Genomic DNA, 25,327 nt, shown 5'->3' with positions numbered 1-25,327 from the left:
TGATTTTTCATTTCTTATATGATAAATAGAATTCAATCTATAATAAACTAATGTATCGAGGTATGTGATATGAATAAAAAAATAAATTTTTGGGAGTTTTTTCAAGGTTTAGGAAAAACATTTATGCTTCCTGTTTCTTTGCTTGCTGCTTGCGGTATTATGCTTGGAGTAGGAAGTTCTTTTTCTAGCTCTGTAACAGCAGAAATTTTACCATTTTTGAAAATATCTATCATAAAAGTATTTTTTGAGTTTATGGCAACAATAGGTTCTTTTGCTTTTTCTAATTTACCAGCTATGTTCGCTATAGCTATACCATTAGGTCTTGCAAGAGACGATAAAGGTGTTGCTGCTTTTTCAGGCTATGTAGGTTTTGTTGTATCATGTTTATCTGTTAATTTTTTATTAAAGGCAACAGGTACTTTAGCTTCAGCAGAAGATATGAAAAATGCTGGTCAGGCTATGGTTATGGGTATACAAAGTATTGATATTGGTGTTTTAGGCGGTATTTTAATAGGTATTATAGTTGCTAAAATACATAATCAATTTCATGAAATTAAACTTCCTGATGCTTTAGCTTTTTTCGGCGGAGCTAGATTTGTTCCTATTGCTACTTTAGTTATAGTTGGGTTAATAAGTTTACTAATACCTTTTATATGGCCTACTTTCAATAAGTTAATTATAGGGATAGGTAATTTGATAGGAAAAGCAGGTATTTTCGGACCATTTTTATTTGGAACAGGAGAGGGATTACTAAGACCTTTCGGACTTCATCACATACTTGTAGCTATGATAAGGTTTACTTCTGCTGGCGGAGATGCTATAGTTAATGGTGAAACTGTATCAGGTGCTTTAACAATATTTTATAAAGAGTTTGCAAATGGTATTTTGGATCCTAATGTTACTAGATTTTTATCTCAGGGAAAAATGCCTTCATATTTATTTGGTCTTCCAGCTGTAGCTCTTGCCATATATCATACTGCAAGACCAGAAAATAGAAATAAAATAAAAGGATTATTAACTTCAGGAGTAATAGCTTGTGTTATAGGAGGTATTACAGAACCTTTAGAGTTTATATTTTTGTTTATATCACCTATACTTTATATATTCCATTGTATTATGGTCGGACTTGGTTTTATGACTATGGGTATATTAAAAGTTGCTATAGGAAATACTGATGGTAATTTAATTGATTTTATAGTATTTGGTATTTTACAAGGCACTAGAACTAATTGGTATTTGGTTCCTGTTGTTGGAGTTGTTTGGTTTGCCATATATTACTTTGTATTTAAATTTGCTATATTAAAATTTGATTTGAAAACACCTGGAAGAGAAATTATTAACGATGGTGATAGCGTAAAACTTGGAGGATATGATGAAGAAAAAATGCTTAAAGCTATTGGAGGAAAAGAAAATATAGTATCATTAGATAACTGTATAACTAGACTTAGATTGGTTGTCAAAGATATGGCTTTAATAAATGAAGAAGAAATAAAAGCTACAGGTGCTATAGCGGTTGTTAAACTAGATAATACTAATCTTCAAATAATTATAGGACCTCAAGTACATGTTGTAAAAAATAAATTAGATAAACTTATAAAAAGTTAATTCTATTGTATAATATTGAAACATTTATCTAGGATTAATATATGGATTTTGATACAATTATAAATAGAAAAGGTACATACTGTACTCAATGGGATTATATTAAGGATAGGTTTGGAATTAATGATCTTTTACCTTTTACTATATCAGATATGGATTTACAGTCGCCTGATGAAATTATAGATGCTTTAATAAAAAGAATAAATCATAAAATATTTGGATATAGCAGATGGAATCATGATGATTTTAAGAATTCTATAGAATTATGGTATAAAAAGAGATTTAATTTTAACATAAATAAAGATCATATTGTATATAGTCCTAGTGTTATATATTCTGTATCAAATTTCATAAGAATGAAATCTAGTATTAATGATAATGTATTAATATTAACTCCAGCTTATGATGGATTTTTTAAAACTATAAAGGCAAATAATAGAAATATATTATCTTCTTCTTTAATAAAAACTGAATCAAAATATGAAATAGATTTTGAAGATTTTGAAAAGAAGTGCAGAGTATCCAAAATATTTCTTTTTTGTTCTCCTCATAATCCTGTAGGTAGAGTTTGGGATATTGATGAACTTAAAAAGCTAGTGAATATTTGTAAAAAATATAATGTATATATAATATCAGATGAAATACATATGGATATAGTATACAATAAAAAACATATACCAATACTTTCTGTTGATGATTATAATAATATGATATTATGCACTTCTGCTTCAAAAACTTTTAATATACCTGCTTTAGGAGGATCTTATCTATTTATAAGAAATAATAAAGATAGAAATGAGTATTTAAATATATTAAAAGATAGAGACGCTTTATCTTCACCCCCAATATTAGCAATAATAGCAAATATGACAGCTTATAATAAATGCGATTATTGGGTTGATGAGCTATTAGAATATATAAATAGTAATATAAATTATATAATTTCTTATTTGGATAAGAATATACCAATGCTAAGATCATATATGCCGGAAGGTTCATATTTTGCTTGGGTTGATTATTCTAAATTAAATATATCTGAAGAGGTTTTTCAAAAATATTTAGTGGAAATAGGTAAAGTTGCTATAATGAATGGATCTGTATATGGTGAAGAAGGAAAGACTTTTTTAAGAATTAATTGTGCTTGTTCAATTAATAAAATAAAAGATTGTATGAATAGAATAACTAATACTATTGAATACATGAAATCAAATAATATAATAGATTTATAATTAATTCTTTCTAATACTGGTATTGTTTTATATATCAGTATTTTTTATTATACAATATAAATATAATACTTCTATTTTTTTTTATTTAATGTATACTTAATAATGTAAATAATTTTTAAGGAGACATTATGGAAGTTTCAGATAGAAGTTGGGTTGTTACATTGCTTTTTGCAATATTTCTTCCGGTTCACAGATTCTATGTAGGAAAAATAGGAACAGGCATATTATATTGGCTTACTGCCGGCGGTTTTGGTATATGGTACATTGTAGACATTGTAATGATACTATTAGATCAATTTACTGATAAAGAAGGGAGAAAATTAAGAAAATAGTTAATAAATAAAGGTTAGTATTTTAATATACTAACCTTTTATTAAATAATTAAAAATCTATTTTATTATAACACCTTTTTGAGGTATATTCAAAACTTTTATTTCACAGTTTATTTTCTTTTTATTGAAACTGCTTTTCATAGCTTCAGAAACTTTTTTAATTATATTTTCATCATTTTTTACAAGTGAAAGTACGGAAGAACCAGCTCCGCTTATTGTAACAGAATATGCTCCTGCAGTTTTAGTATTCTTAAATAAATCTTTTAAACCCGGTATAAATTTAGCTCTGTAATCCTGATGTAGTTTATCATCTGTAGCAACTTCAAGTAAATCAAATCTGCTTGTAAATAATGCTGAAGTAAGAAGTGCCGCCCTTGAAATATTAAATACAGCATCTTTAAAAGTTATTTCTTTAGGAAGTGCATTTCTAGCAGTTTCTGTGCTCAAATAAAAATCAGGAATAGCAACTACCGCTTTTAAATTTTTAGGAGGTTTTATTTTTACATATTTAAAATCCTCATCTTTACGAACTACACCAGATACAATACCTCCTAATATAGCAGGCGATACATTATCAGGGTGTCCTTCAAGCTGAACTGACATGTTTAATATATCATTTTCAATAGAAAGTTTATTTCCAAGTATATAATTAGCAGAAAGAAGTCCTCCTATGATAGCCGCAGAACTGCTTCCAAGTCCTCTTGAAAGCGGTATTCTATTTATACATTTTATTATATATCCTTTATCCGGCTTTAACTTTAATCTTTTATATACCAATTTCATAGCATCGAGTATCATATTATTATCTTTTGATATCTCGTTTTGACCTTCTCCTATTATTTCAAATTCTATTTTTTTGGAATTATCATTTGAGTATATATGTATTTCATTATATAAATCTAAAGCAAGCCCCACACTATCGAATCCAGAACCAATATTTGCAGATGTAGCAGGTATTTTAAAAGTTACAAGTTTTTTATTTTCAGATTTATTCATTATCATATTCCTATAGCATTCCTTATTTCTTCTATATTGTTATCCACTTTTATAGGCTCATTACAGATTTTAATAGCATTGTCAGGATCTTTAAGTCCGTTTCCTGTTAATACAGAAACTACAGTATCACCTTTATTTATTTTTCCAGCTTTACGGCTTTTTATTATACCAGCCAAAGAAGCGGCAGAAGCAGGTTCAGCAAATACTCCTTCTTCTACTGTAAGCATTTTATAAGCCTCTAATATTTCATCATCAGTAACACAGTCAATAAAACCTTCTGATTCATTAGCAGCATTAACAGCAAGTTTCCAGCTGGCAGGATTTCCTATTTTTATTGCTGTAGCTAATGTCTGAGGATTCTCTATTATTTTATTCTGCACTATAGCAGCAGACCCTTCAGCCTCAAAACCTATCATCTTTGGAAGATTAGATATTTTTACATTTTCTTTATATTCTTTAAAACCCATCCAATATGCCGATATGTTTCCAGCATTTCCTACAGGTACAGCTAAATAATCAGGAGCTTTTCCTAAAACATCGCAAATTTCAAATGCGGAAGTCTTTTGTCCTTGAAGTCTGAAAGGATTAATAGAGTTTACTAATGTAATAGGATATTTATTCGTAATATCAACAACAGCCTTTAAAGCCTCATCAAAATTTCCTTTAATGGCTATAACTTTAGCACCATACATCAAAGCCTGAGCTAATTTACCCAAAGCGATATTTCCGTCAGGTATAACAACTATACAATCGATACCGCTTCTAGCAGCATAGGCAGCAGCAGAAGCAGAAGTGTTTCCTGTAGAAGCACACATTATAGCTTTAGTATCTCTGCCTTCAAGTGCTTTAGCAACAGCCATTACCATGCCTCTGTCTTTAAAAGAACCTGTAGGATTAAGTCCGTCATATTTTAAATATAATTCTATATCTAAATCTCTTCCTATCCTTTCAGCTTTTATTAAAGGAGTATTTCCTTCATGCAAGGTTATTAATGGGGTTTTATTTGTTATAGGTAAATATTTTCTGTACTCTCTTAAAAGTCCTTTCCATGATTTCATAATTTTATCCTTTTTTAATTTAATTAAAAATTACACTCGATAGTATTTAATAAGCATATAATATAAATAATAATTTTTCAAGTTCTTAATTAAGATAATAATAAATTTATAAAAAACAAGAGAATTAATTATTTTTTTAATTCTCCTGTTTTTAAGATAGGTATAAACATGTATATAAATATTTGATAGCTTCTAATTAATAATTATTAATATTATTCATCTAAAGTAATTAATACCTCTCTAGGCTTACTGCCGTTTTCAGGTCCTACTATGCCCTGACGCTCCATTATCTCTACTATTCTTGCCGCTCTGTTATATCCTATTTTTAAGCGTCTTTGAAGGAATGAAGCACTAGCCTTACCTGTTCTAGCAACTAACTGAACCGCATCCTCCCAAAGCTCCTCATCAAGTATATCTTCTTCATCAGTATTTTTATCATCTGCATCGCTTCCCTCTAAGGCAGCAATCAAGCTCTCATCAAACATAGGAGACATCTCTCCGGATAAATAATCAACAACCTTCTTAACTTCATTATCAGATACAAAAGCACCCTGTATCCTATCAGGCATTTGACTTCCGGAAGCACAAAATAAAGCATCTCCTTTACCCAATAACTGTTCAGCACCAGACATGTCAATTATGATTCTTGAATTGGTTTTGTTAGGTACTTGGAATGCTATTCTAGTTGGAAGATTAGCTTTTATGACTCCTGTAACAACATCAGCAGAAGGTCTTTGTGTAGCTATAATTAAATGTATTCCAACTGCCCTACTCATTCCAGCCAAACGAGATATTAAATCCTCAACTTCTTTTGAAGCCACAACCATTAAGTTATGAAGCTCATCTATAACCAAAACTATATATGGAAATAATTCTAAAGGCTCTCCGTTAAATTCTGTTTCACCTTCTTTAAGTAATTGTCTGACCTTTTCATTATAAGTTTTTACATTTCTTACGAAAAATCTTTCCATTCTCTCGTATCTTTTTTCCATTATATCTACAATGTATCTCAATACTATAGTAGCTTTCTTTTCATCAGATACTACAGGCGACATCAAATGCGGTATTCCGTTATATATAGAAAGCTCTACCCTCTTTTTATCAACAAAAATAAATTTAAGTTCATCTGGTCTGAATTTATATAAAAGCGAAAGTATTATAGTAGAGAGACAAACACTTTTACCAGAACCTGTAGTACCCGCAACTAATAAGTGAGGAGCTTCTGACATATCTGATACAACATTGTTTCCATATATACCCTTTCCTAATACAAATGGTATGTCTAATTTAGATTGTCTGAAATCTGTGCTTTCAAGTACATCTCTTAAGAAAACTGCATTTCTCACTTTATTAGGTATCTCTATTCCTATAACAGAGCGTCCAGGTATGGGTGCTATTATCCTTACACTTTCAGATGCCAATGCCAATGCTATATTATCTGTAAGGTTGGATATTTTTGACACTCTTATTCCGGATGCAATCTCTAATTCATATCTAGTAATAACAGGACCTCTTGATACTCCTGTAACTTTTGCTTCTATATTGAAATCTAATAAAGTATGTTCAAGCTGCATAGCAGTCTGTTTAATAGATTCCATCATAGCTCCGTCATTTACAGGTATAGATCTATTTAATAAATCAAAAGGCGGATGCTTATAATGCTTATCAACATATTTAGTATCAAAATTTGATTGTATACGATCTCTGTCAAAATTTTTAATTGATTTAGTACCTATAACAGATTTCATAGGCTTTAATGTATCAACCGTTTTTTGAGATTCTATATTTATAAATCCTGCTTCTTCCTGAGGAGCATTATTTATATGAGCGGCATTATTATCTATTTTATTATCAGTTTCATTTATTTCTTCTGATTCTTTTAATATTGTATTATCAATTATATTATTATTCTCTATATTTTCATTTATACTATTATCTAAATTATTATTATATTCTGATAAGTTTTCATCATTATTTATATTATCTGCCGTATTTACAGTTCTAGTTTTTAATCGTATATCTTCTATATTAGAATCTGCATTATAAAGTTCTTCTTCGTCCAAATCAAACTCATCTATTTTATTGTCAGAATAATTATTATGATTATTATTATAATTGGGTATATGATCTGCTCTATTATACACTCTTTTTGATGCATATCCCATAGCAAATTCAAATGCTTCTTTTTTCTTACTGCCGCTGTTTATACTATTTCCAATATTATTTGAAGTTAAAACATATTCTTCTTCATCTTCTTCTTTTTTAGTTTCTGCAATATTATCAATATTATTATTCACTTCATATATTTCATTCAATTCATTTTCTTTATTTTTTTTATTCTCTTCAACTAATCTTTGAAGCTTTTCAAAACTATCCTCTGCCTCAATATTTTCATTAATATTTGCTTCTTCCTTCGTATCAGAATAATCATATATATAATTTTCATAACTTTCTGAATTACTATTAGCTCTTATATATTGATCTTCAACATTATATTTTGAATAATTATTAACTGAATCATCATAAGCAGCTCTCTTAAAATCCGATTTTTTTAAATAATTGATATTATAATCAAGCCCTTCAAATTCCTGATAATCATTATTTTCTGTTTCTTTTAATTCTTCATTTTTTTTTTTATTTATGAAGTCATTATAATAACTTCTATAAAACTCATCTTCCATTTCCATACTGCTATTATGGATAGTATTATTTCTATTAGCTTTTTCTTTTCCAAAAACAACTTCTGCCAAAGTAAGACCTAAATCTTCCTCTTTATTTTCTAATGCATTTACATTTATTCCGCCATTAAAATGCATGTTTTTTAATTCATTTGTAAGATTCTCAGCTTCTTTACTAAATGGATTAGATGCACTGAAAAAACTATCCTCGGATTTATTTCTTCTCAATAATGTTTCTCTATATTTTTTTTCATCAAAATTATAATTGTTATTTTCTGCTTTCTCTATAAACGGTACAGTTTTAAACTCTAACTCTGAAATTTCTTTAGTATAGAATAAAGGAACATAATCTCTGGAATATATTTTTTCTTTATTATCAGTTTGATGAGCAGTTTCAGCATTTTTCATTGATTTTATTTCTAAATCTTTTATACCATTAACCACTTTCTGCTCTATATCTTTGATTTTCTCAAAATCAACATTTCTAACCATATTTCTGAAATAATTAACTAAATCCATTATAGAAACTTTAGCAAATACAATAGCAGTTATTACAAGTCCGGAAATTACTATCATAATAGCACCGGTATTTCCAAAGATTGATACTAAAGAACCTCCTATAAACTCACCTAGCATTCCGCCTTTATTATAAAAATCTAAACTTCCTAAAAATATATTTAACAATATACTAAGAAGTATCATCAATATTGAAGATGATAATGCGGATATTAATATTCTATCAGTAGAATTTCTTAATATAATATTTACTCCTGCATATATGAAAAATGCCGGTATTATATAAGAGGCAAAACCAAATGCTAGAAATGAATAGCTTGATATATAAGCACCAAATATACCTAATAAATTTTTAATTTCATTATTTGAATTTAAATCTTCCATATTCATACTAAAATAGGAAAGAAGAAGTATACCAGCAAATAAAAGACATAAAAAACCCACTATATCAAAAAAAGGATTTCTATTTTCATATTCTTCCTGAATATAATCATCAAATTTTTCATTCTCTGATTTCTGTTCAAACTTTTTTTGTTCTGCTCTTTTTTGTATTGTTAATTTTCTTTTAAATAATCCCATCATAATAAAACTCCAATACTTAAAAAATCATACCTGCAAAAAATAGAAAAAAACTGCCATTCCGGCTATAAGACAATAGAATCCGAAATAGAAAAGTTTACCCTTCTTCAAAAAAGAAAGAAGGAATTTTAAAGCTATAATACCAAATACAAATGCCGTAAAAAATCCTACCAAAGCATAAGTAATATCAAAATCAGCAATATCTTTTATTGATAGCAATAAAGCTCCGAATATCGCAGGTAATGATATTAAAAAAGAAAATCTTCCTGCTAAATCTCTATTTAAGCCCAAAAATAAAGCGGCACTTATAGTCATGCCGGATCTTGATATACCCGGAAATATGGCAACTGACTGTGCTAAACCTATTATAAATGCATTCCTATAAGTCATAGTAAATACATCTTTTAAATCATTGCTGTAAGTGTTTTTATCTAATTTTCTAGTAAGAAGAAGTATAGAACCTGTTATAATAAGGTTAAGTCCTATTCTTTGTAAATCCAAATTGCTTAAATATTTTTCTAATAATAGTCCTACTATAGCAACAGGTATAGAAGCTATTATCACCATTAAAGATATTCTAAAGCCTTCGCTATTTTTACTAGCATTTTTAACATCCTTAAGCCCTGAGAAAAAACCTGTGATAGCATTTATTATATCTTTATAAAATATTAAACATGTAGCTAAAAATGTACCGAAATGAAGTGCAACTTCAAATGACAGTATATTTTCTGCATGAAAATTTAAAAAGTATTCTATTATTCTTAAATGACCGGAACTTGAAACCGGAAGAAATTCTGTTATAGCCTGAACAAAACCAAGTATTACAGCCTTAATCATTAAACTACCCCATTGTTTACATAATATCTGTATGATTTTCGGATAGTTTAAAAAAAGCAATAGTAAAAAATTATGTCAACTATATTATGATAATATATAATAATGAATTATAAGCAAATCTCTACTCTAAAATAGTTTCAACTACAACATTATATTCATTAGAACTGTAGCTTTCTTCTAATATATAAGCATCATTTGTCAATTTTACAGCTATATTAACATCTATATCATTACTTCTAAGTACATTAAATAATGATTCATAAGCTCTTTTTAAAGCATTTTGAGTAAGCATTTGTCTTGTATAAGCATTAAGATTTGCAGTTTCCGGCATTTGTATAGAAGCATTTGCTCTGAAAAATTTGTCTTCAATACTTCCCTCTTTTTTTAATTTATTTAATATTTCCAAAGTTTTATTATATACGCTGCTGTCTTTAACACTTATTTCAACATAAAAATTATCATCTTTTTTATATTCTCTTATATCAGCTATATTCTCATTATCAAAATCTATTAAATTATTATCCTTCAAAGATACAGCAACTATATTAAAATCCGTTCTATTTATTATTGATGAAGTTTCCTTAGCTATATAATAGTATATAGAATCTATTGCTTTGGATTTGCTAGCTTCAAAACTTACATCTGTGTAAGCTTTTGAATAGAAATTACCTTTTTTAATATTATTTTTTGAACATGAAATTAAACAAAATAATAATAAAATAATGATAAAATACAGCTTGTTTTTTTCCATAATTTATAATAAATTATCCTTTTGTAATATTAATTATTTTAACTTTATTATATTAGTAATTGTAAAATAAATATATGGAGATTTCATATTGAATATAAAAATATTTATATTGTTATTAAGTGTTATTATACTTTCATCATGTCAGAAAAAAGAGGATAATTTTTTAGAAGATATGGCTTCTTTAGATAAATCATATATGGATACATTATTAATAATCAGAGATGTTAATAATCCAAATAGAAAAGAAGCAATAGAAAAATTTATAATTATATGGAATGAGTTTAAAAAAAAGTATTATAATTCAAGTATAGAAGATCCGCAATGGAAAGCTGATTTTGATTCTTTGCAGGATATACTTATAAGATCTCATTATTATATATCAAGCGGAGAAGATGAAAGTGCAGGATATTCTATACTGCATGATATTAAATATGTACTTTCAGATTTAAGAAAAAGAAATAATGTTAATTGGTTTTTTGATAATTTAAACTCTATATATAAAATAGCATATAGAGTAGGAGAACTTTCAAAAATATATGCAGGTTCCAATACTACGCTTACACCAGAAGAGGAAGAAAAATTGATAGTGGTATATTATCTTCTTGATGCAGCTGTAAAAACTACTATATCAGAATTTGACAGAAGTAATATTCATCTTCTCCATCTATCTCAGCAGCAGCTTGGTACTTTAAAGCATAATATAGAAACTATAGATGACTTAGTTAAATCTATAGGAAATGATCTGTTTTCAAAAAAATACAGTAATCTTTCTAATATATCAGAAAACATTTTAAATATATATTTTAACTCGCTTCAGATAATAAGAGGATAATTAAGTATAGTGAAAGGATTTTGTATTTTAAATAAACCAAAAGGCATAACCTCTTTTGATGCCATAAAAAAGACAAAAATAATATTAAAGCAAAAAGAAAATATATTAGAAAAAAGAGTAGGACATGCAGGTACATTGGATCCTTTTGCTGACGGAGTATTAATATTAGCATTCGGCAGATATACTAAATTATTTTTCTTATTCGATAATTTAAATAAAGAATATATAGCATCAGGAGTATTCGGAGAAAGCAGGGATACTGATGATATAGAAGGAAATACAATTAAAGTATCAAATAACATTAATAAATTGAGTTTTGAAGAATTAGAAAATATTATAAAAACAAATTTCAAAGGAAATATAATACAAAAACCTCCCATATATAGTGCCAAAAAAATAAATGGTAAAAGAGCTTATGATTTAGCTAGGGATAATAAAAGTTTTGAATTAAAAGATATAAATGTTTTTATAGAAAAAATAGAATTATTAGAATATGATTATCCATATTTCAAAATAAAAACTTCAGTAAGCAAAGGAACTTATATAAGATCCATAATAAGAGATATAGGAGAAATAACAGGAAACTTTGCCTATACAAAAGAATTAAAAAGAGTTTCAATAGGAAATTATAATATTAATATGTCTTGTAATATTGAAGATATAAGTAAAAATAAAATATTATCATTCTTTGATATGTTTAAAAATTTCGATAAAACAATAATAGAAAATACATCAGATATAAAACAAATATTATGCGGCAATACCAAAACAATAGAAAATATAAAAATAAACAATAAATACATGGCATTAACAAATAATAAAAATAATCTTCTTGCAATAATAGAAAAAAATAACACTGATAAAAATAATAAATATGCTTTTATAGATATTGAATAATTTATATATTCCAATAATTTAAAACAAATTAACATAACATAAAATCAATATTTGATTTTTTTTGTAATAGGTATATTATATTATTTAATAAAATTCTATAATAGAGGTTTCTATCATATACTATGAATATTTTAGTTATAAACGGTCCTAATACAAATATGTTCGGTGCAGCTCAGATTAAAATTTTTGGAAATATTACATTAGGAGATATTGAAAATAAGATTAAAGAAGCAGCATCAGGCAATGCAAAAGTATCGTTCTTTCAGTCAAATCATGAAGGAGCTATTATAGACAGAATACATAGAGCTTATGATGAAAATATAGAATATATAATAATAAATGCAGGTGCTTATGCCCATACATCTATAGCTATAAGAGATGCTTTTTTAGCTACTAATATACCATTTATAGAAGTTCGTATGAGTAATGTCTATGCAAGAGAAGATTTTAGAAGTAAAAGCTATTTATCAGATATAGCATTGGGAGTAATTACAGGTTTTGGTGATAATAGTTATATACTAGCCCTAGCTCATTTATTATCAGTAGAAAAAAGAAATAATAATTAAATATATTACGGAGTTTGAAAATGTGTAAATTAACTTTAACTGAAAGCGGAGAAAATAAAAAATTCAATTATGATGCAAGGTTAGAAAGATTATTAAAATTAACAAATGAAAATATTCTTATCACCAAAAATGAAAATATATTCTATCTTACAGGTTTTAAAGGCAGTGCCGGATGGCTTCTCATAAGCAATGGCAAAAAATATCTATTTGTAGACTCAAGATATTCTGAGCATGCCTCTAAAGTTACACATAAAACTACTGTTATACTTGTGGCAGTAACTTATCAAGATGCTGTAGCTGAATTCTGTAAAGAAAATAACATTAAAGAAATACATGTAGCTAAAAACGGACTTTATCTTTCTGATTATGAAAGCATAGTTGCTTCTATGGTTAACAATTCAATAAAAATAGCAATAAGTAAGGCTGATATAGACACAATAAGAAATGTAAAAGAAAAAGAAGAAATAAAAATAATAAAAGATAATCTTAACAGAGCAGAAAAAGCAATGACTAAAATGCTGGCATTTGTAAAAGAGGGAGTAACAGAACAGGAATTAGCAGCAGAATTAGAATATCAAATGCGTAAAGAAGGCGGAGATAAAACTGCATTTGATACTATACTGCTTTTTGGTGAAAGAACTTCCCTTCCTCATGGAGTACCTTCTGAAAGAAAATTAAAATTAGGCGACAATATACTTATGGACTTCGGATTATCCAGAGACGGATATAAAAGCGATATAACAAGAACCTTCTTCTTCGGCAAAGGAAATAACTTTGAAGAGATGAGTAAAATATATAATATAGTAAGAGAAGCTCATCATAAAGGCATAGAAGCAATACATTCCGGAGTATCAGGAAAAGAAGTTGATAATGCAGCAAGAGAAATAATAAAAAATAAAGGTTACGGTCAGTATTTCGGACATGGATTGGGACATAGTGTAGGACTTGAAATACATGAATCTCCTAGACTTTCACCTCTTGTTGATCATATTTTAGAAGGCGGATGCGTGGTTACAGTTGAGCCTGGCATATATGTGCCAAATTTAGGCGGAGTAAGAATAGAAAACATGGCAATAGTAACTAAAAACGGAGGAGTTTCTATAAATGATACTCCTACAGATTTAATAGTTTTATAAAAATTAGATTTTAACAAATAAAAGGCATATAGTTTTTTTCTATATGCCTTATTTGTTTAAAATTTATTGATTAAATATATATGCTCCAAATCTAGGACCGAATCTATATCCTATTTGAACACCTACATCTAAATTTCCATAGCTGTCTCCTGATGAAACACTTGAATCTGCTATAGTCTGATTCCATTTAAAGCCCCAATCATAACCTATATAAAGCCCTATATTCAAAGCATTATTGTCATCAAAAAAGAAAGAATAATCAAAAGTACCTTTTATATATGTTCTAGGCTGAATTTTAGTTTCTGCCTTTAACTCAGAACTAGAATTTCTTAATGAAGAAGAAGATGCTAATCCAAATTTTACTCCGGAATTAATACCTATAGAAAATCCTTGTATATTAAATTTAGGATAAAAACCTATATAAATATCATGCACATAACTTTTAAAATTAATATCATTACCATGCGAATAACTGAATCCTGTAAAACCATATCCCAAAGAACCAAGCAGACTAAAGCCCATATTTTCTCTTATATTAAACATATACCCTATATCAGCTTCTACACCTATTTGGAAATTTCCGCTAGTTTTAAACTTTGAATATGGTTCATAAAGTGTCACACCTGCCCCTATAGGTACATTTGCTATTATCTCAAATCCCCCTATATTTGCATAGGAAATTTGACTTAATAGCATTAATGATAAACTTATAAATATTATTTTATATAATTTAACCATAATCATTTCTCCATATAGTTTAACTGATTAATAATATTATTATAATATTTTATATATTTGTCAAGATCTGTTTCGCATTTCAGTGCTATAAAATTTACTCTTCTATTTTTGTAAATATCATTAGTATATTTTGGCATTATATCGCTATAAGGGAAAATTTTAACTCTTTTATAAGAAAATCCGTAAGAAAGTATAACATCTCTTATAACACTAGCCCTTCTCTGTGATAATTTGAAGTTAATATCTCCATTGCCTTGCCCTATAATATCAGCATGCCCTTCTACAACTAAAATACAGCTTTTATTATTACTCATAAAACTGATAACTTCATTCATAACATATACATAGTCTTCTATATTATAAGGTTTTTCTTCATTTAACCTATAATATATTTCTTTATCAGTATCCAGCATTGTTCCTCTTTGCGTTTCAATCAAATTCATATTACTGCTTATATTAAATTCATAATTGCAAGGATCTATTTGTTTAGCGGGTCTGTTCCAAGTAAAATATAATCTTCTTTCAGGTATAAAACATGAGATTAAAATAAAAGCAATTAATAAAATAAAAAATATCTTTAAATATCTCATAATACTTTCCTATTAAAACCTTATGTTTATAGGTATGAAAGAAACAGCAAATTGTTTTGTAAATATGCCGTACTCAATAGCAAATGACTGATAGAATATATCAAAATGAAAGCCCACTCTCATATCATAAAGCTGATAAGACATTTTATCCTGAGAATTAGGTACATATAAATCATTAACTGTTATTTCATGCCCAACAATATTAGCATAGCTTCCTATACCATTTACTCCAACCTTTGATTCCAAACTTCCATATATGATATCAGCACCCACAGAAAAATAAGCAGCTAAATACTGTATAACAGGCACTTTATCTTGCATTTTAAATCCGAATACTAATTTAGGACTCAAGGCAAAAGTTTTCCATTTTGATTCTAAAAAAGCATTTCCATTAAATACTACACCTGTATCGGTTCCTCCTCCATAACCTAAATAAAGAGGCACATATACATTTCTATTATTGGCAGCCATTTTTAAATTTCCTTCGTCATAATTAAAATCGAATCTTAAATCTCCGAAGAAATATTTAGTTCTAAAAAGATAAGCCTTTAATGAAGCACCTATATTCCAGCCTAGAGATTCTATTTCAACATCGTTTACAACAGCACCATAAATCTCTTTAAATCCCAAAGCCATTCCTCCTCTAAGAGTTAAAGCCAAAGGTACAGGTCCGAGATTAACCTGCAAATAGGCATTAATATGAGGTATAGGAAGTATATCCAAAGCGTTAGCCAATGAATCATAATCATTTTCTGTTTTAGGCGGATTTTGTATATCGTTTATATGAAGCAGAGGCACATCACTATATAAATTAATACCAAAACTTCCTATAGGCGTATGCATAGGTATAAGAAGTCCTGTATTATTTCCGGAAGCTGCATTGAAAGCTGCTTTATTTTTTAAAGCATTAATAACTACTGCAGCCGTTCCCTGCTGCATATTAGCAACCTCTAAAAATCCTAATGTAGTACCTACTAACAATATAACAGATTCATTTGTTGTAGTATCAAGAACTTTTTCAGGATTCTGTGCTATTGTTATAAGCTCACCGAATGTAAAAGTTTTTATTCCGTCATCGAAAAGCTGATTCATCTGTTTGCTTTCTGTTAAAATATTCAATGTTTCTTTTGGAATATTATTATAGATTCCTGTAGATTCTATATAAGCATTAATAAAAGTTTTATAATCAATAGTTGGAAACTGTGAATATAAATTGATGCTTATAGTAATTATTATTGTAAATATTATATATATCTTTTTCATAAATAATTAAAAATCAATATAGATAAATCCATTAATAAAATAATTTTTTTATTATATTTTAATATTAATTTAATGCAAGCTAATATGAAAATAAAATCATTAATAATTAGCATTAAAGCTCAAAAGTATAATGCGTAACGGCCTCATCAGGACGGAAATAATTATTACCTTTGTCTTTAATTATTTTTAACATATCAGCCATGACTTTGTAATATAAGAAATAATAATCATAATTTTTAAAGTCGGACATTGTAGAGTTTAAAAGTAAATTATAATATTTCTCTGCAAGGTTCAAAGCCGTTTCATATTGAGTATTAAGTTTAAACTGCCTGTCATAATCCACTAAACGCACTATTTTGCTGTTGAAAGTAAATAAATCAGCCCCGCCGCTCTCCCAGCCTATATCGGAAGTTAATTGATTATTAGGCACTACATTAACCCAGTCGGATTCCTGTGCTTTGTCTGGAGATACTGAAGAGACTTGTAATTGATAATATCCAGACTTTTTAATATGCTCCTCTGTAACGGTAAAGTTTGTTTCAAATCTATCAACCGTTTCCATAATCTCTTTTATTGGCGGCATAGGATAAGTGCTGTTGAAAGTCCTGTAATATTTACCATTTAACTCAGTGTATGAAAGCTCGAAAGGCGTACCATCTTCAAATTCATAACCTCCAACTATACCAAATTTTCCTGTAAAAGATGCATAACGTGTTAGGTTATTAATATCTACGTTATTTTCTTTTTTCCAGTTTATACCGTCTTCTGTTGACCATATTCCGTCTTTTTGAGTAAAACTTTTATCACTAAAAAAACTCCATTGTTTTGTATTTGTACCATAAGAATCAGTATATTCCCAATGACTAGATTCACCTCCGTATACATATACTTTATCCAATTTATTTTCATCATATAGTATATAAAATTGCTGCCTTTTTTCTGGAAATGGCAATTCATATTTTACCCAGTTATTATTATCAGAAACATCTTTTGTTATATCAACTAAATAATAGTCTTTTGAATCATCACTGTAATTAGGCTCTTTCGGATCTCTATATCCTAGAATATGATCATCTAAAGGAGACTTCTGCCCTGTGATAAATAACTTACCTTTAATATAAAATAAAAAAGCAAGATTAAGAGTATCCATACCATATCTGCCCTGTATAGTGGGATTATCTGCATTAGGCTCTGGAATATTATAAATTTTATTTTCTATATTTGCAGAGTCTGACCAATTTATAAGGCTGTCTGATTCTCTTTTATAAAAATACATAGAGAAACTTGTAAAACAACCAAAATTCCAATAAGGATATATGGATGAAATAGAAATAAAATTTAGTTTTTCAAATGCCTTTTTATATGGATCATTCCAAGTGAACGATTGATCAGCTTTTGATGGTATTAATACTCTATTCGCTTCTATTATTAATTTTTTTGAATTTAGATTAGTCCAATATTCTGTTTGTTCTAAATCGCTGCCTGAGGAAAGGCTGTGTATTTTGGTTATTGTACTGCCGTCATTTTCTATTCTTAATACTGCTCCTTTGCCTGTGGGGTTAAGTGTTTTTGTGTTTGGGTTGTATTGGTATTCATTAGTAGCTAAAACATACCAGTCATTTTTAAACTTAAACCTTCTTCCGTATCCACCGAACACTGTACCGTTTGCCACTATTTCGGGTTTTATTTCTACTGGCTTTTCTTCAATTTTATCTTCTTCTGGAGGCGTTGGGAGAGGGGTTGGGTTCGGGTAGTCTGGTATTTCCGCTTTTCCGTCATCTTTACTTGCAAATTCTGTTGGATGCGGTATATATGTGGGGCTTAATAAATTTACCTTCTTACATGACATTATCAATACTACTATCAAAATCAATAAAAGAAGTAAAAAATACATTTTTTTGTTAATAAAATTCTTTTTCATAGTACAATCCTATTATTGTTAGTTATTGTAAACTTGATTAATTGAATGTTTACTGTTTCATAGATTATTTTTATATTATTGATAAATATAATTGATTGATTATTTACAGATTTGAAAAAATTGTTAATAAAAAATTTTAGGTAAATTTTTTTTGATGCTTGACAATAAACCGAGTTCATACTACTTGGCTTGGCTTGGCTTGGCTTGGCTTGGCTTGGCTTGGCTTGGCTTGGCTTGGCTTGGCTTGGCTTGGGTTTGGAACCTTAGCAGATATTCAAAAAAACACAAAACAAGAAGAAATAACTCCAGAATATCATGAAGAAGTAGAATCATATAGTGAAGAACCTAAGGAAGAAGATGTACAAGAATATACTAATGAACCTCAAGAAGAAGTAAAAGCAGATATTCAAGAAGAATCAAAACAAGAAGAAATAACTCCAGAATATATACCGGAGATGTTAAATTAGATTCAACTATTTCTGCTGGTATAGGCTACACTTCTGATGCTTTTGGTATAGGTATTGGTTATAACTATACTTTGGTAAACGGACAATTAGGCGTACATACTCCTGTACTTATGTTTAATGCTTTAAATAACAATTTAAGAATAGCTATACCTATACAAGTAGCTGTAAAAGATTATAATTCTGGTAAGATCTTGATAGAAACGGAAAAATAATATTTTTAATGGCTGTTATTATTACAAATGGAAATGATACAGGAGGGTATTTTTCTAGTATGGATTTGATTGATGGAAAAGATGGAATAAGAGGTGAATATCTTCATGTAAATGTTAAGTGGGAATTGGAATCAGTATTTGGTGTTATGATGCATGAACTTCAGCATTTGATTAATTACAATGTAAATGTTTTTGAACATAATATAGAAATGGATATTTGGCTTAATGAGGCACTTTCTGAGTCCACATCACATACATTTAATAATAGCATTGTACAAATGAGAGTAGAATCATTTAATGTAATACCTTATTATTCTTTTTATTCTTGGTATTTGAAATATGAAGACACAACAGATATATTTGGAGTAGATATGGCTACTTTAAGCTATTCTCCAGTATCAATTTTTATGAAATGGATTGACACTAAAACAGGAGGAAATCAGGAAGTTTATAGAAAAATAGCTTCTTCTACCATAGCAGACAGTGAACAAAGACTTGTAAATTCTGTAAAAGAATTAGCACACTCTTTAGGCAGCGATATGGATACTTTATTGATTAATTATATTTCTGATATATATAAGGGAAATAACTTAGGGTTAAATATTGGTGCTATTCCTTTTTCTGAATCTTATCCAGGAGTTATTGAACATTTAACTGTAAACGGACAATTACAATTAGTTCCTAGAGCATTAATAGTTTGCTCTGCTGAGGATGCTGGTAAAGTTACTGATCCTAAAATCAGAAAAACAGATTTAGATGGTAGTTATTATCTTCTATTAAATACTTCAAAAAATACAACTCCAGGATTGGTTTCAGCGAATAATATTGTAGATGTTTCAATAACTTTGCCGCCGTCATCAAAATCTTTAAGCGTACAATATAATGATTTTAAAGATTTAACCATATTCAAAGATAATTACTTCAGAGATGTGATAATTAATGAAAAGGATTAAGATAATATATTATTTAATAATCAGGCTATTATAAAAAATTGTAATAGTCTGATTTTTTGATTATTATTTTTAGTGATAAACTATATAAAAATATTTTACAACTAAAGTTGCAAACTGCTTGTTCATTGATTTAGAATTGCCATTGATAAAATTTTTATTATATATAAAAGTAAAACTATAAGGAATAATTATGAAAACATTTTATTTATTTTTATTTATTGTTTTTATGTTTATTGTTTCATGCGGTAATAAGGTTACATCCCCTTCAGAAACCATAGGTAATATAACATATTATAATCCAGCATATTCAGAAACTAAAGAATTTCCTTTTTGGCAATTTGATAGATTAGGAAACTATAATGAAACTAGAGCAAAATTCAGCAAAATAGTTGAATCAGAACATACAATTGTTTATTTACAAGATGGATATAATATTACAAGAGAGAAAGTAATATCTTTTTTTACAGAATTTGAAAATAATTATAAAAAAGAAATAGAAATATATGGAAATCATTCAGATCTTGATGGAAATGGTAAAATAATATTTTTAATGGCAGAATTAAATATCAATATTAGACCTGAAGATTCAGTTTTAATGGGATATTTTGCGCCAAATGATATAACTGAAGGAAAAGATGGTGTAAGGGGAGAATTTTTGTATATTGATGTAGTTTATATTAATGAAACTACAATTGGATTTATTATGCATGAATTTCAGCATTTAATTAATTATAATGTAAATGTATTAGAAGGTAAAAAAGAACCAGATATTTGGTTTAATGAAATGCTTTCAGAATCTACATCTCATATATTTTCAAAATATTTAACAGATGAGAGACTTGCTATATTTAATATTATTCCTATCTATTCTTTTTATTCTTGGTATCTTAGATATACGGATGGACAGCATATATTAAATGATAATAAAGTTATATTTAGTTATGCTTCTGCATCAGTATTTTCAAAATGGCTTGATATGAATACAGGAGGAAATTATAATATTTACAAAGAATTAGCAAATTCTTCTCCTAAACTTTCAAGTGAAGAAAGACTTGTAAGTACAGTGAAAAAATTAAATTCTAATCTAGGAAATGATATGAATGATATGCTTATTAATTGGCTAAAAGATATAAATGATAGAAAAGTTCCAAATGCTTCACTTATAGTATTGGAGTCATCAAGCGGTAATCTTTTTCCATTAGTACCTAAAGCAGCAATACTTTATGAAACAGTTAATATTCCTTCTATAGCAGATAGTCAAAAAATCAAAACTAAAGATTTAGGAAATGGATATTCTATAATATTAAATACTTTAGTCAATGCTGAGGCAGGTTTGGTTGATAGAAAAGATGTTGTAGAAGTTAGATTACCTCAATTATCTGCTTTAAACTCTTCATCAGCATATCAAAAATATGATTTAGATTTATTGCCGAAAAGACATTATTTTATAGACAGAGTAATTACTGAAAAAGATATAAAATATATTAATAAATAATAATCTATAAAAAATGAAAGATATTATAAAAATTGTTTAGAATCTTACTTACAGCTTTTTTATATACAAAAATAATATTTTAAATAAAACTCAATATCAGGCTATTATAAAAAATATAATAGTCTGATTTTTTTATATCAAAAAGTATACTGCAATAATTAGAATTTATTAATTAACATAATATTTTTTAATTGACAAAACCTTATATATATAATAGTATATTTACAATAAATATTTAACTTTTTTAATTATATAAAGGTTGTATATAATTATGCTGTATCAAATTTTTTATCCATTAAGGGAATCATTTTTTGGTTTTAACCTATTTAGATATATCACATTCAGAACTGCCGGTGCTGTAGCTACTGCATTGATATTAGTGCTTTTATTTGCTCCGAATGTTATAGAAAAATTAAAAAAACTTAATTTCGGTCAGGTTGTAAGAGATGACGGTCCTGAAACACACTTAGTTAAAACAGGCACTCCTACTATGGGAGGTATATTTATAGTAGGAAGTATTTTAATCAGTGTGCTTTTATGGGCTGAATTAGATAATTTAAAAATAATACTTCTTACTTTATCATTAGTAATACTTTCAATAGCAGGTTTCTTAGATGATTTTTTGAAGATTAAATATAAAAACTCGAAAGGTCTTCCCGGAAAATACAAAATATTTTTTCAAACTTTTGTAGGAATTATAATAGGAGTTTATTTATATTATTTTGATAAATCAACTTTTTTGATGACATTTGAACTTAATCAAGGCATAGGAGTATTAGAAGCTGTAAAAGTGGCACAGGTACCTTCTTCAACTATATTTCTTCCATTTGCAAGTACAATATATATAGATTTAAAAATATTATACATACCATTTGCAACATTTGTAGTTGTAAGTATGAGTAATGCTGTTAATCTTACCGACGGACTTGACGGACTTGCTATAGGTCTTTTAATAATAATGTCTATGGCTTTAGCAGTTCTCTCTTATGTATCAGGAAACTCACTAATAGCAACTTATTTAAAAATACCTTTCATATCAGATGCAGGAGAGGTTACAGTTTTTGTTGGTGCTTTAATAGGTGCTGGTTTAGGATTCTTATGGTTTAATGCCCACCCTGCTCAGGTGTTTATGGGAGATGTAGGAAGTTTATCTTTGGGAGGAGTTTTAGGTATCATAGCCTTATTTATAAAGCATGAATTACTTCTTGTTATAATAGGAGCTGTTTATGTGGCAGAGGCTTTAAGTGTAGTTTTACAAGTGTTCTCTTATAAATTTTTTAATAAAAAGCGTATATTTAAAATGGCTCCTTTGCATCATCATTTTGAAAAATCAGGCTGGAAAGAAACTCAGGTGGTATTTAGATTCTATATTATAGGAATAATAATGGCTCTTATTGGCATAGCTACGCTTAAGATAAGATAGAATTATATATTGATTTATTTTGAATAATTAGTATTATTTATAATATAGGTATAGTGGGAATAATTAATGGAAGGAAAATTAATAGTATTAGAAGGCATAGATGGTTCCGGAAAATCTAGTATTGGTATGATGCTCACCGATACTTTGAATAGTCTTGGAATAAAATCTATATATACATTTGAGCCTACTTATGCATATTATGGTTCTAAATTGAGAGAAAGCTTGCTCTCTAAAGATTTAAAACCTGAAGAAGAATTATCGTTATTTATAGCTGATAGAAAAGAGCATATAAAACATATGATTAAGCCTGCCATTAATGACGGATATGTAATAGTATTAGATAGATATATTTATTCATCTATAGCATATCAAGGTGCTAAAGGAATTGATAAAGAATATATATACAATCTGCATAAAGATTTCATATTACAGCCTGATTTAGTATTCATACTCCATCTCGATATAGAAACTGCATTAAATAGAATCATGGAAAAAAGAGGATTCGTTGATAGATTTGAAAACAAGAATTATTTAGAAGAGGTTGATAAAATATTCTGCTCTTTTGATGCCTCATATATACATCATATAGATGCTTCCAAATCTCAGGAATCAATCAAAGATGAAATTTTAAATACTATAAAAGAATCTAAAATACTTCCTCTAAATTCTCTTCAATAGAATCTGATATTATTTGATTATTAGCTGTTTTTGTGTAATAAGTATTGCCTATAGATTTCTTATCTAAATTTTTTATATCTAATGCTAGTATATAAACGGCACTTTTTTTAGTTCCGTCTTTTGATGTATAAATATTTTGTCTCAATTCTCCGCTTACTAGTACATGTCTTCCTTTAAATAAGCTAACAGCAGCTTTATCTGCATTATATCCCCAAGTTACTAAATCAAAGAAATATACTTCCTTTTGTAAAGTTCCATTTGTATAATAGAATCTATTATTGGCTACAGAAAATTTGCATAAAGATTTTCCATTTTTAGTTTTCATGTAAGTAGGATCTTTTGTTAATCTTCCTTCTATTACTATAATATTAGCATTTCCTGACATATTAAAACTCCTATTTATTATTATCTTTATGCTAATAGTTAAACAAATTTCTTTATCAATTTAAGCCTAACTTTTATAAAAAATTATAAAAATAAATAACATAAAGGGGAATCCTCTTTTATGTATGGTTTTAATTCTTCAAATGTAAAACTTATCTCTGTAATTCCTACTGTATATGGTGATATATCATTAGCCTGCCATACAAAATTTAAAGAATTGGGAAGAACTCTAAAAGTTGAGCTTTCCAATGTGATAGAATCAAATTCATAGTAATCCTCTTTAGAATAACCTTTTTTTAATATTTTATCTCTCATTAATGATATTAAATCAGCATTATTAAAGTCAGATATTAAATCTCTTATAGTAATTAGATTAGAACTTTCTAATGAAAATACTTCCTGAATATTAGCTTTTGCTGCATAATCTCCGCCTGTATATAATGATGAATAATTATCAAGTGCTATTATATGGCTGTCTATATATCCTACATTAACTGTATTATCTATTTCATAAGTAGTATTACTTGAACCTACATATAAAAGTCCTTTCCATTCATTATAGTAGTTATCACATTCTTCCTCGGCATAATTAATAGATGATTCCATATCTGAAGAGCTTATATCATTGCTCTTACTAAATAAAAGTAAAGTTTTATGATATGAGAATATAGAGTTACTTATACTTTCATTTTTATAATAATCTACTATATCCGCATAATATACAGGAAGATTTCTATTTAAAGAAAACTCGATATCTTTAACTTCATTTAACTCCTCATATTTTATTTCTGCATTTAATATTATATCATCACTTAAACTGCCGACTATAGAAGCATGAATATTATTATTATCATCAACTTCCTTCAAATTTATTTTATTGTTATTAATAGTACCTGTAATTACTGATTTTCCATTTTTTGTATAATAATAACCGCTTACTTTTTGATTCTTTTCATTTACATACAAATACATATCGGCCTTTTCACCGGATATATTTCCTTCAAGTAAATAGAATTTAGATTCTTGTATTTCTGAACCATTTTTAGTTTTATCCGTTGTAATGCTTTTAGAATTATTGCAGGAAATACTTAAAATAATAACAATTACCAAAGACAAAAACTTTTGAAACATATATAATACACCCTTAATTTTTTTGCTATAACTGTTAATATATAAATTAATATCAATAAATCA

23 protein-coding genes and 1 pseudogene are annotated in these 25,327 nt (G+C 27.8%); 13 read left to right on the top strand and 11 right to left on the bottom strand.

Annotated elements, in window-relative coordinates; all coding sequences use genetic code 11:
* Positions 1-69 precede the first annotated feature (69 nt).
* The 3 genes from malX to BFL38_RS07570 all read left to right on the top strand — a co-directional run bounded on the left by malX (position 70) and on the right by BFL38_RS07570 (position 3,163).
* Positions 70-1,605: a maltose/glucose-specific PTS transporter subunit IIBC gene (gene malX / locus BFL38_RS07580; protein WP_069726478.1), complete on the top strand. Its 1,536-nt coding sequence runs from the start codon at positions 70-72 to the stop codon at positions 1,603-1,605.
* Between the two features lie 41 nt (positions 1,606-1,646).
* On the top strand, positions 1,647-2,831 hold the full coding sequence (locus BFL38_RS07575; protein WP_069726477.1) for a MalY/PatB family protein: 1,185 nt from the start codon (positions 1,647-1,649) through the stop codon (positions 2,829-2,831).
* Positions 2,832-2,959: 128 nt separating this feature from the next.
* On the top strand, positions 2,960-3,163 hold the full coding sequence (locus tag BFL38_RS07570) for a TM2 domain-containing protein (protein WP_069726476.1): 204 nt from the start codon (positions 2,960-2,962) through the stop codon (positions 3,161-3,163).
* A gap of 57 nt (positions 3,164-3,220) precedes the next feature.
* On the opposite strand, the gene thrB is transcribed toward BFL38_RS07570, so the two are convergent.
* The 5 genes from thrB to BFL38_RS07545 form a co-directional block, all read right to left on the bottom strand.
* Positions 3,221-4,159: a homoserine kinase gene (gene thrB / locus BFL38_RS07565; RefSeq protein ID WP_256097222.1), complete on the bottom strand. Its 939-nt coding sequence runs from the start codon at positions 4,157-4,159 to the stop codon at positions 3,221-3,223.
* A gap of 2 nt (positions 4,160-4,161) precedes the next feature.
* The gene (gene thrC / locus BFL38_RS07560; protein WP_069726474.1) at positions 4,162-5,217 is read right to left on the bottom strand and encodes a threonine synthase; all 1,056 of its coding nucleotides are present in this window, start codon (positions 5,215-5,217) and stop codon (positions 4,162-4,164) included.
* 212 nt (positions 5,218-5,429) lie between these two features.
* Positions 5,430-8,993 (bottom strand): DNA translocase FtsK, encoded by a 3,564-nt coding sequence (locus tag BFL38_RS07555; protein WP_069726473.1) that lies wholly within the window; start codon positions 8,991-8,993, stop codon positions 5,430-5,432.
* Positions 8,994-9,017: 24 nt separating this feature from the next.
* A complete protein-coding gene (uppP, locus tag BFL38_RS07550; RefSeq protein ID WP_069726472.1) occupies positions 9,018-9,827 on the bottom strand; it encodes an undecaprenyl-diphosphatase UppP in 810 nt (269 codons plus the stop codon).
* 121 nt (positions 9,828-9,948) lie between these two features.
* On the bottom strand, positions 9,949-10,578 hold the full coding sequence (locus BFL38_RS07545) for a hypothetical protein (protein WP_069726471.1): 630 nt from the start codon (positions 10,576-10,578) through the stop codon (positions 9,949-9,951).
* A gap of 88 nt (positions 10,579-10,666) precedes the next feature.
* On the opposite strand from BFL38_RS07545, the gene BFL38_RS07540 reads away from it, so the two are divergent.
* From BFL38_RS07540 to BFL38_RS07525, 4 genes are all read left to right on the top strand, one after another.
* Positions 10,667-11,410 (top strand): hypothetical protein, encoded by a 744-nt coding sequence (locus tag BFL38_RS07540; RefSeq protein ID WP_069726470.1) that lies wholly within the window; start codon positions 10,667-10,669, stop codon positions 11,408-11,410.
* A gap of 9 nt (positions 11,411-11,419) precedes the next feature.
* Positions 11,420-12,307, top strand: a complete 888-nt coding sequence (gene truB, locus BFL38_RS07535) for a tRNA pseudouridine(55) synthase TruB (RefSeq protein ID WP_069726469.1) — start codon at positions 11,420-11,422, stop codon at positions 12,305-12,307.
* 122 nt (positions 12,308-12,429) lie between these two features.
* On the top strand, positions 12,430-12,873 hold the full coding sequence (aroQ, locus tag BFL38_RS07530) for a type II 3-dehydroquinate dehydratase (RefSeq protein ID WP_069726468.1): 444 nt from the start codon (positions 12,430-12,432) through the stop codon (positions 12,871-12,873).
* A gap of 20 nt (positions 12,874-12,893) precedes the next feature.
* Complete coding sequence (locus BFL38_RS07525) at positions 12,894-14,009, top strand: M24 family metallopeptidase (RefSeq protein ID WP_069726467.1); 1,116 nt, start codon at positions 12,894-12,896, stop codon at positions 14,007-14,009.
* Positions 14,010-14,072: 63 nt separating this feature from the next.
* Here the strand turns inward: BFL38_RS07525 and BFL38_RS07520 are convergent, their stop codons facing one another.
* The 4 genes from BFL38_RS07520 to BFL38_RS07505 form a co-directional block, all read right to left on the bottom strand.
* On the bottom strand, positions 14,073-14,747 hold the full coding sequence (locus BFL38_RS07520; protein WP_069726466.1) for a hypothetical protein: 675 nt from the start codon (positions 14,745-14,747) through the stop codon (positions 14,073-14,075).
* 2 nt (positions 14,748-14,749) lie between these two features.
* Complete coding sequence (locus tag BFL38_RS07515) at positions 14,750-15,337, bottom strand: OmpA family protein (protein ID WP_069726465.1); 588 nt, start codon at positions 15,335-15,337, stop codon at positions 14,750-14,752.
* A 12-nt stretch (positions 15,338-15,349) separates the two neighbouring features.
* Positions 15,350-16,600 carry a hypothetical protein gene (locus tag BFL38_RS07510; protein ID WP_069726464.1) on the bottom strand — a complete coding sequence of 417 codons (1,251 nt, stop codon included), beginning with the start codon at positions 16,598-16,600 and terminating at the stop codon, positions 15,350-15,352.
* Between the two features lie 112 nt (positions 16,601-16,712).
* Complete coding sequence (locus tag BFL38_RS07505; protein WP_176720559.1) at positions 16,713-18,521, bottom strand: hypothetical protein; 1,809 nt, start codon at positions 18,519-18,521, stop codon at positions 16,713-16,715.
* Positions 18,522-18,679: 158 nt separating this feature from the next.
* Between BFL38_RS07505 and BFL38_RS07500 the strand changes: the two genes are divergently transcribed.
* The 6 genes and pseudogenes from BFL38_RS07500 (at position 18,680) to tmk (ending at position 23,749) form a co-directional block, all read left to right on the top strand.
* Complete coding sequence (locus BFL38_RS07500) at positions 18,680-18,988, top strand: LysE family translocator (protein WP_069726463.1); 309 nt, start codon at positions 18,680-18,682, stop codon at positions 18,986-18,988.
* A pseudogene (locus BFL38_RS14635) lies at positions 18,970-19,170 on the top strand (cell surface protein); the annotation flags it as partial. The gene BFL38_RS07500 and the pseudogene BFL38_RS14635, both read left to right, overlap by 19 nt.
* 38 nt (positions 19,171-19,208) lie before the next feature.
* A complete protein-coding gene (locus tag BFL38_RS07495; protein WP_256097221.1) occupies positions 19,209-20,153 on the top strand; it encodes a hypothetical protein in 945 nt (314 codons plus the stop codon).
* 190 nt (positions 20,154-20,343) lie between these two features.
* Positions 20,344-21,648, top strand: a complete 1,305-nt coding sequence (locus BFL38_RS07490) for a hypothetical protein (RefSeq protein ID WP_069726462.1) — start codon at positions 20,344-20,346, stop codon at positions 21,646-21,648.
* A 271-nt stretch (positions 21,649-21,919) separates the two neighbouring features.
* Positions 21,920-23,071 (top strand): phospho-N-acetylmuramoyl-pentapeptide-transferase, encoded by a 1,152-nt coding sequence (gene mraY, locus BFL38_RS07485; protein ID WP_069726461.1) that lies wholly within the window; start codon positions 21,920-21,922, stop codon positions 23,069-23,071.
* A gap of 66 nt (positions 23,072-23,137) precedes the next feature.
* Positions 23,138-23,749 carry a dTMP kinase gene (tmk, locus tag BFL38_RS07480; RefSeq protein WP_069726460.1) on the top strand — a complete coding sequence of 204 codons (612 nt, stop codon included), beginning with the start codon at positions 23,138-23,140 and terminating at the stop codon, positions 23,747-23,749.
* Here the strand turns inward: tmk and BFL38_RS07475 are convergent.
* Positions 23,718-24,134: a single-stranded DNA-binding protein gene (locus BFL38_RS07475; protein WP_069726459.1), complete on the bottom strand. Its 417-nt coding sequence runs from the start codon at positions 24,132-24,134 to the stop codon at positions 23,718-23,720. The genes tmk and BFL38_RS07475 overlap by 32 nt on opposite strands.
* Before the next feature lie 83 nt (positions 24,135-24,217).
* Positions 24,218-25,264, bottom strand: coding sequence for a hypothetical protein (locus BFL38_RS07470; protein WP_069726458.1), 1,047 nt, complete (start codon positions 25,262-25,264; stop codon positions 24,218-24,220).
* Positions 25,265-25,327 lie beyond the last annotated feature (63 nt).

This window comes from Brachyspira hampsonii (assembly GCF_001746205.1).
Taxonomy (GTDB): Bacteria; Spirochaetota; Brachyspiria; order Brachyspirales; family Brachyspiraceae; genus Brachyspira; species Brachyspira hampsonii_B.
This window is presented reverse-complemented; position numbering and strand designations above follow the sequence as displayed.

Bases quoted from the DNA above. Each gene is read 5' to 3' on its own strand.
- malX (WP_069726478.1), top strand. From the start codon at position 70: ATGAATAAAAAAATAAATTTTTGGGAGTTTTTTCAAGGTTTAGGAAAA.
- BFL38_RS07575 (WP_069726477.1), top strand. From the start codon at position 1,647: ATGGATTTTGATACAATTATAAATAGAAAAGGTACATACTGTACTCAA.
- BFL38_RS07570 (WP_069726476.1), top strand. From the start codon at position 2,960: ATGGAAGTTTCAGATAGAAGTTGGGTTGTTACATTGCTTTTTGCAATA.
- thrB (WP_256097222.1), bottom strand. From the start codon at position 4,159: ATGAATAAATCTGAAAATAAAAAACTTGTAACTTTTAAAATACCTGCT.
- thrC (WP_069726474.1), bottom strand. From the start codon at position 5,217: ATGAAATCATGGAAAGGACTTTTAAGAGAGTACAGAAAATATTTACCT.
- BFL38_RS07555 (WP_069726473.1), bottom strand. From the start codon at position 8,993: ATGATGGGATTATTTAAAAGAAAATTAACAATACAAAAAAGAGCAGAA.
- uppP (WP_069726472.1), bottom strand. From the start codon at position 9,827: ATGATTAAGGCTGTAATACTTGGTTTTGTTCAGGCTATAACAGAATTT.
- BFL38_RS07545 (WP_069726471.1), bottom strand. From the start codon at position 10,578: ATGGAAAAAAACAAGCTGTATTTTATCATTATTTTATTATTATTTTGT.
- aroQ (WP_069726468.1), top strand. From the start codon at position 12,430: ATGAATATTTTAGTTATAAACGGTCCTAATACAAATATGTTCGGTGCA.
- BFL38_RS07525 (WP_069726467.1), top strand. From the start codon at position 12,894: ATGTGTAAATTAACTTTAACTGAAAGCGGAGAAAATAAAAAATTCAAT.
- BFL38_RS07520 (WP_069726466.1), bottom strand. From the start codon at position 14,747: ATGGTTAAATTATATAAAATAATATTTATAAGTTTATCATTAATGCTA.
- BFL38_RS07515 (WP_069726465.1), bottom strand. From the start codon at position 15,337: ATGAGATATTTAAAGATATTTTTTATTTTATTAATTGCTTTTATTTTA.
- BFL38_RS07510 (WP_069726464.1), bottom strand. From the start codon at position 16,600: ATGAAAAAGATATATATAATATTTACAATAATAATTACTATAAGCATC.
- BFL38_RS07505 (WP_176720559.1), bottom strand. From the start codon at position 18,521: ATGAAAAAGAATTTTATTAACAAAAAAATGTATTTTTTACTTCTTTTA.
- BFL38_RS07495 (WP_256097221.1), top strand. From the start codon at position 19,209: ATGGCTGTTATTATTACAAATGGAAATGATACAGGAGGGTATTTTTCT.
- BFL38_RS07490 (WP_069726462.1), top strand. From the start codon at position 20,344: ATGAAAACATTTTATTTATTTTTATTTATTGTTTTTATGTTTATTGTT.
- mraY (WP_069726461.1), top strand. From the start codon at position 21,920: ATGCTGTATCAAATTTTTTATCCATTAAGGGAATCATTTTTTGGTTTT.
- tmk (WP_069726460.1), top strand. From the start codon at position 23,138: ATGGAAGGAAAATTAATAGTATTAGAAGGCATAGATGGTTCCGGAAAA.
- BFL38_RS07475 (WP_069726459.1), bottom strand. From the start codon at position 24,134: ATGTCAGGAAATGCTAATATTATAGTAATAGAAGGAAGATTAACAAAA.
- BFL38_RS07470 (WP_069726458.1), bottom strand. From the start codon at position 25,264: ATGTTTCAAAAGTTTTTGTCTTTGGTAATTGTTATTATTTTAAGTATT.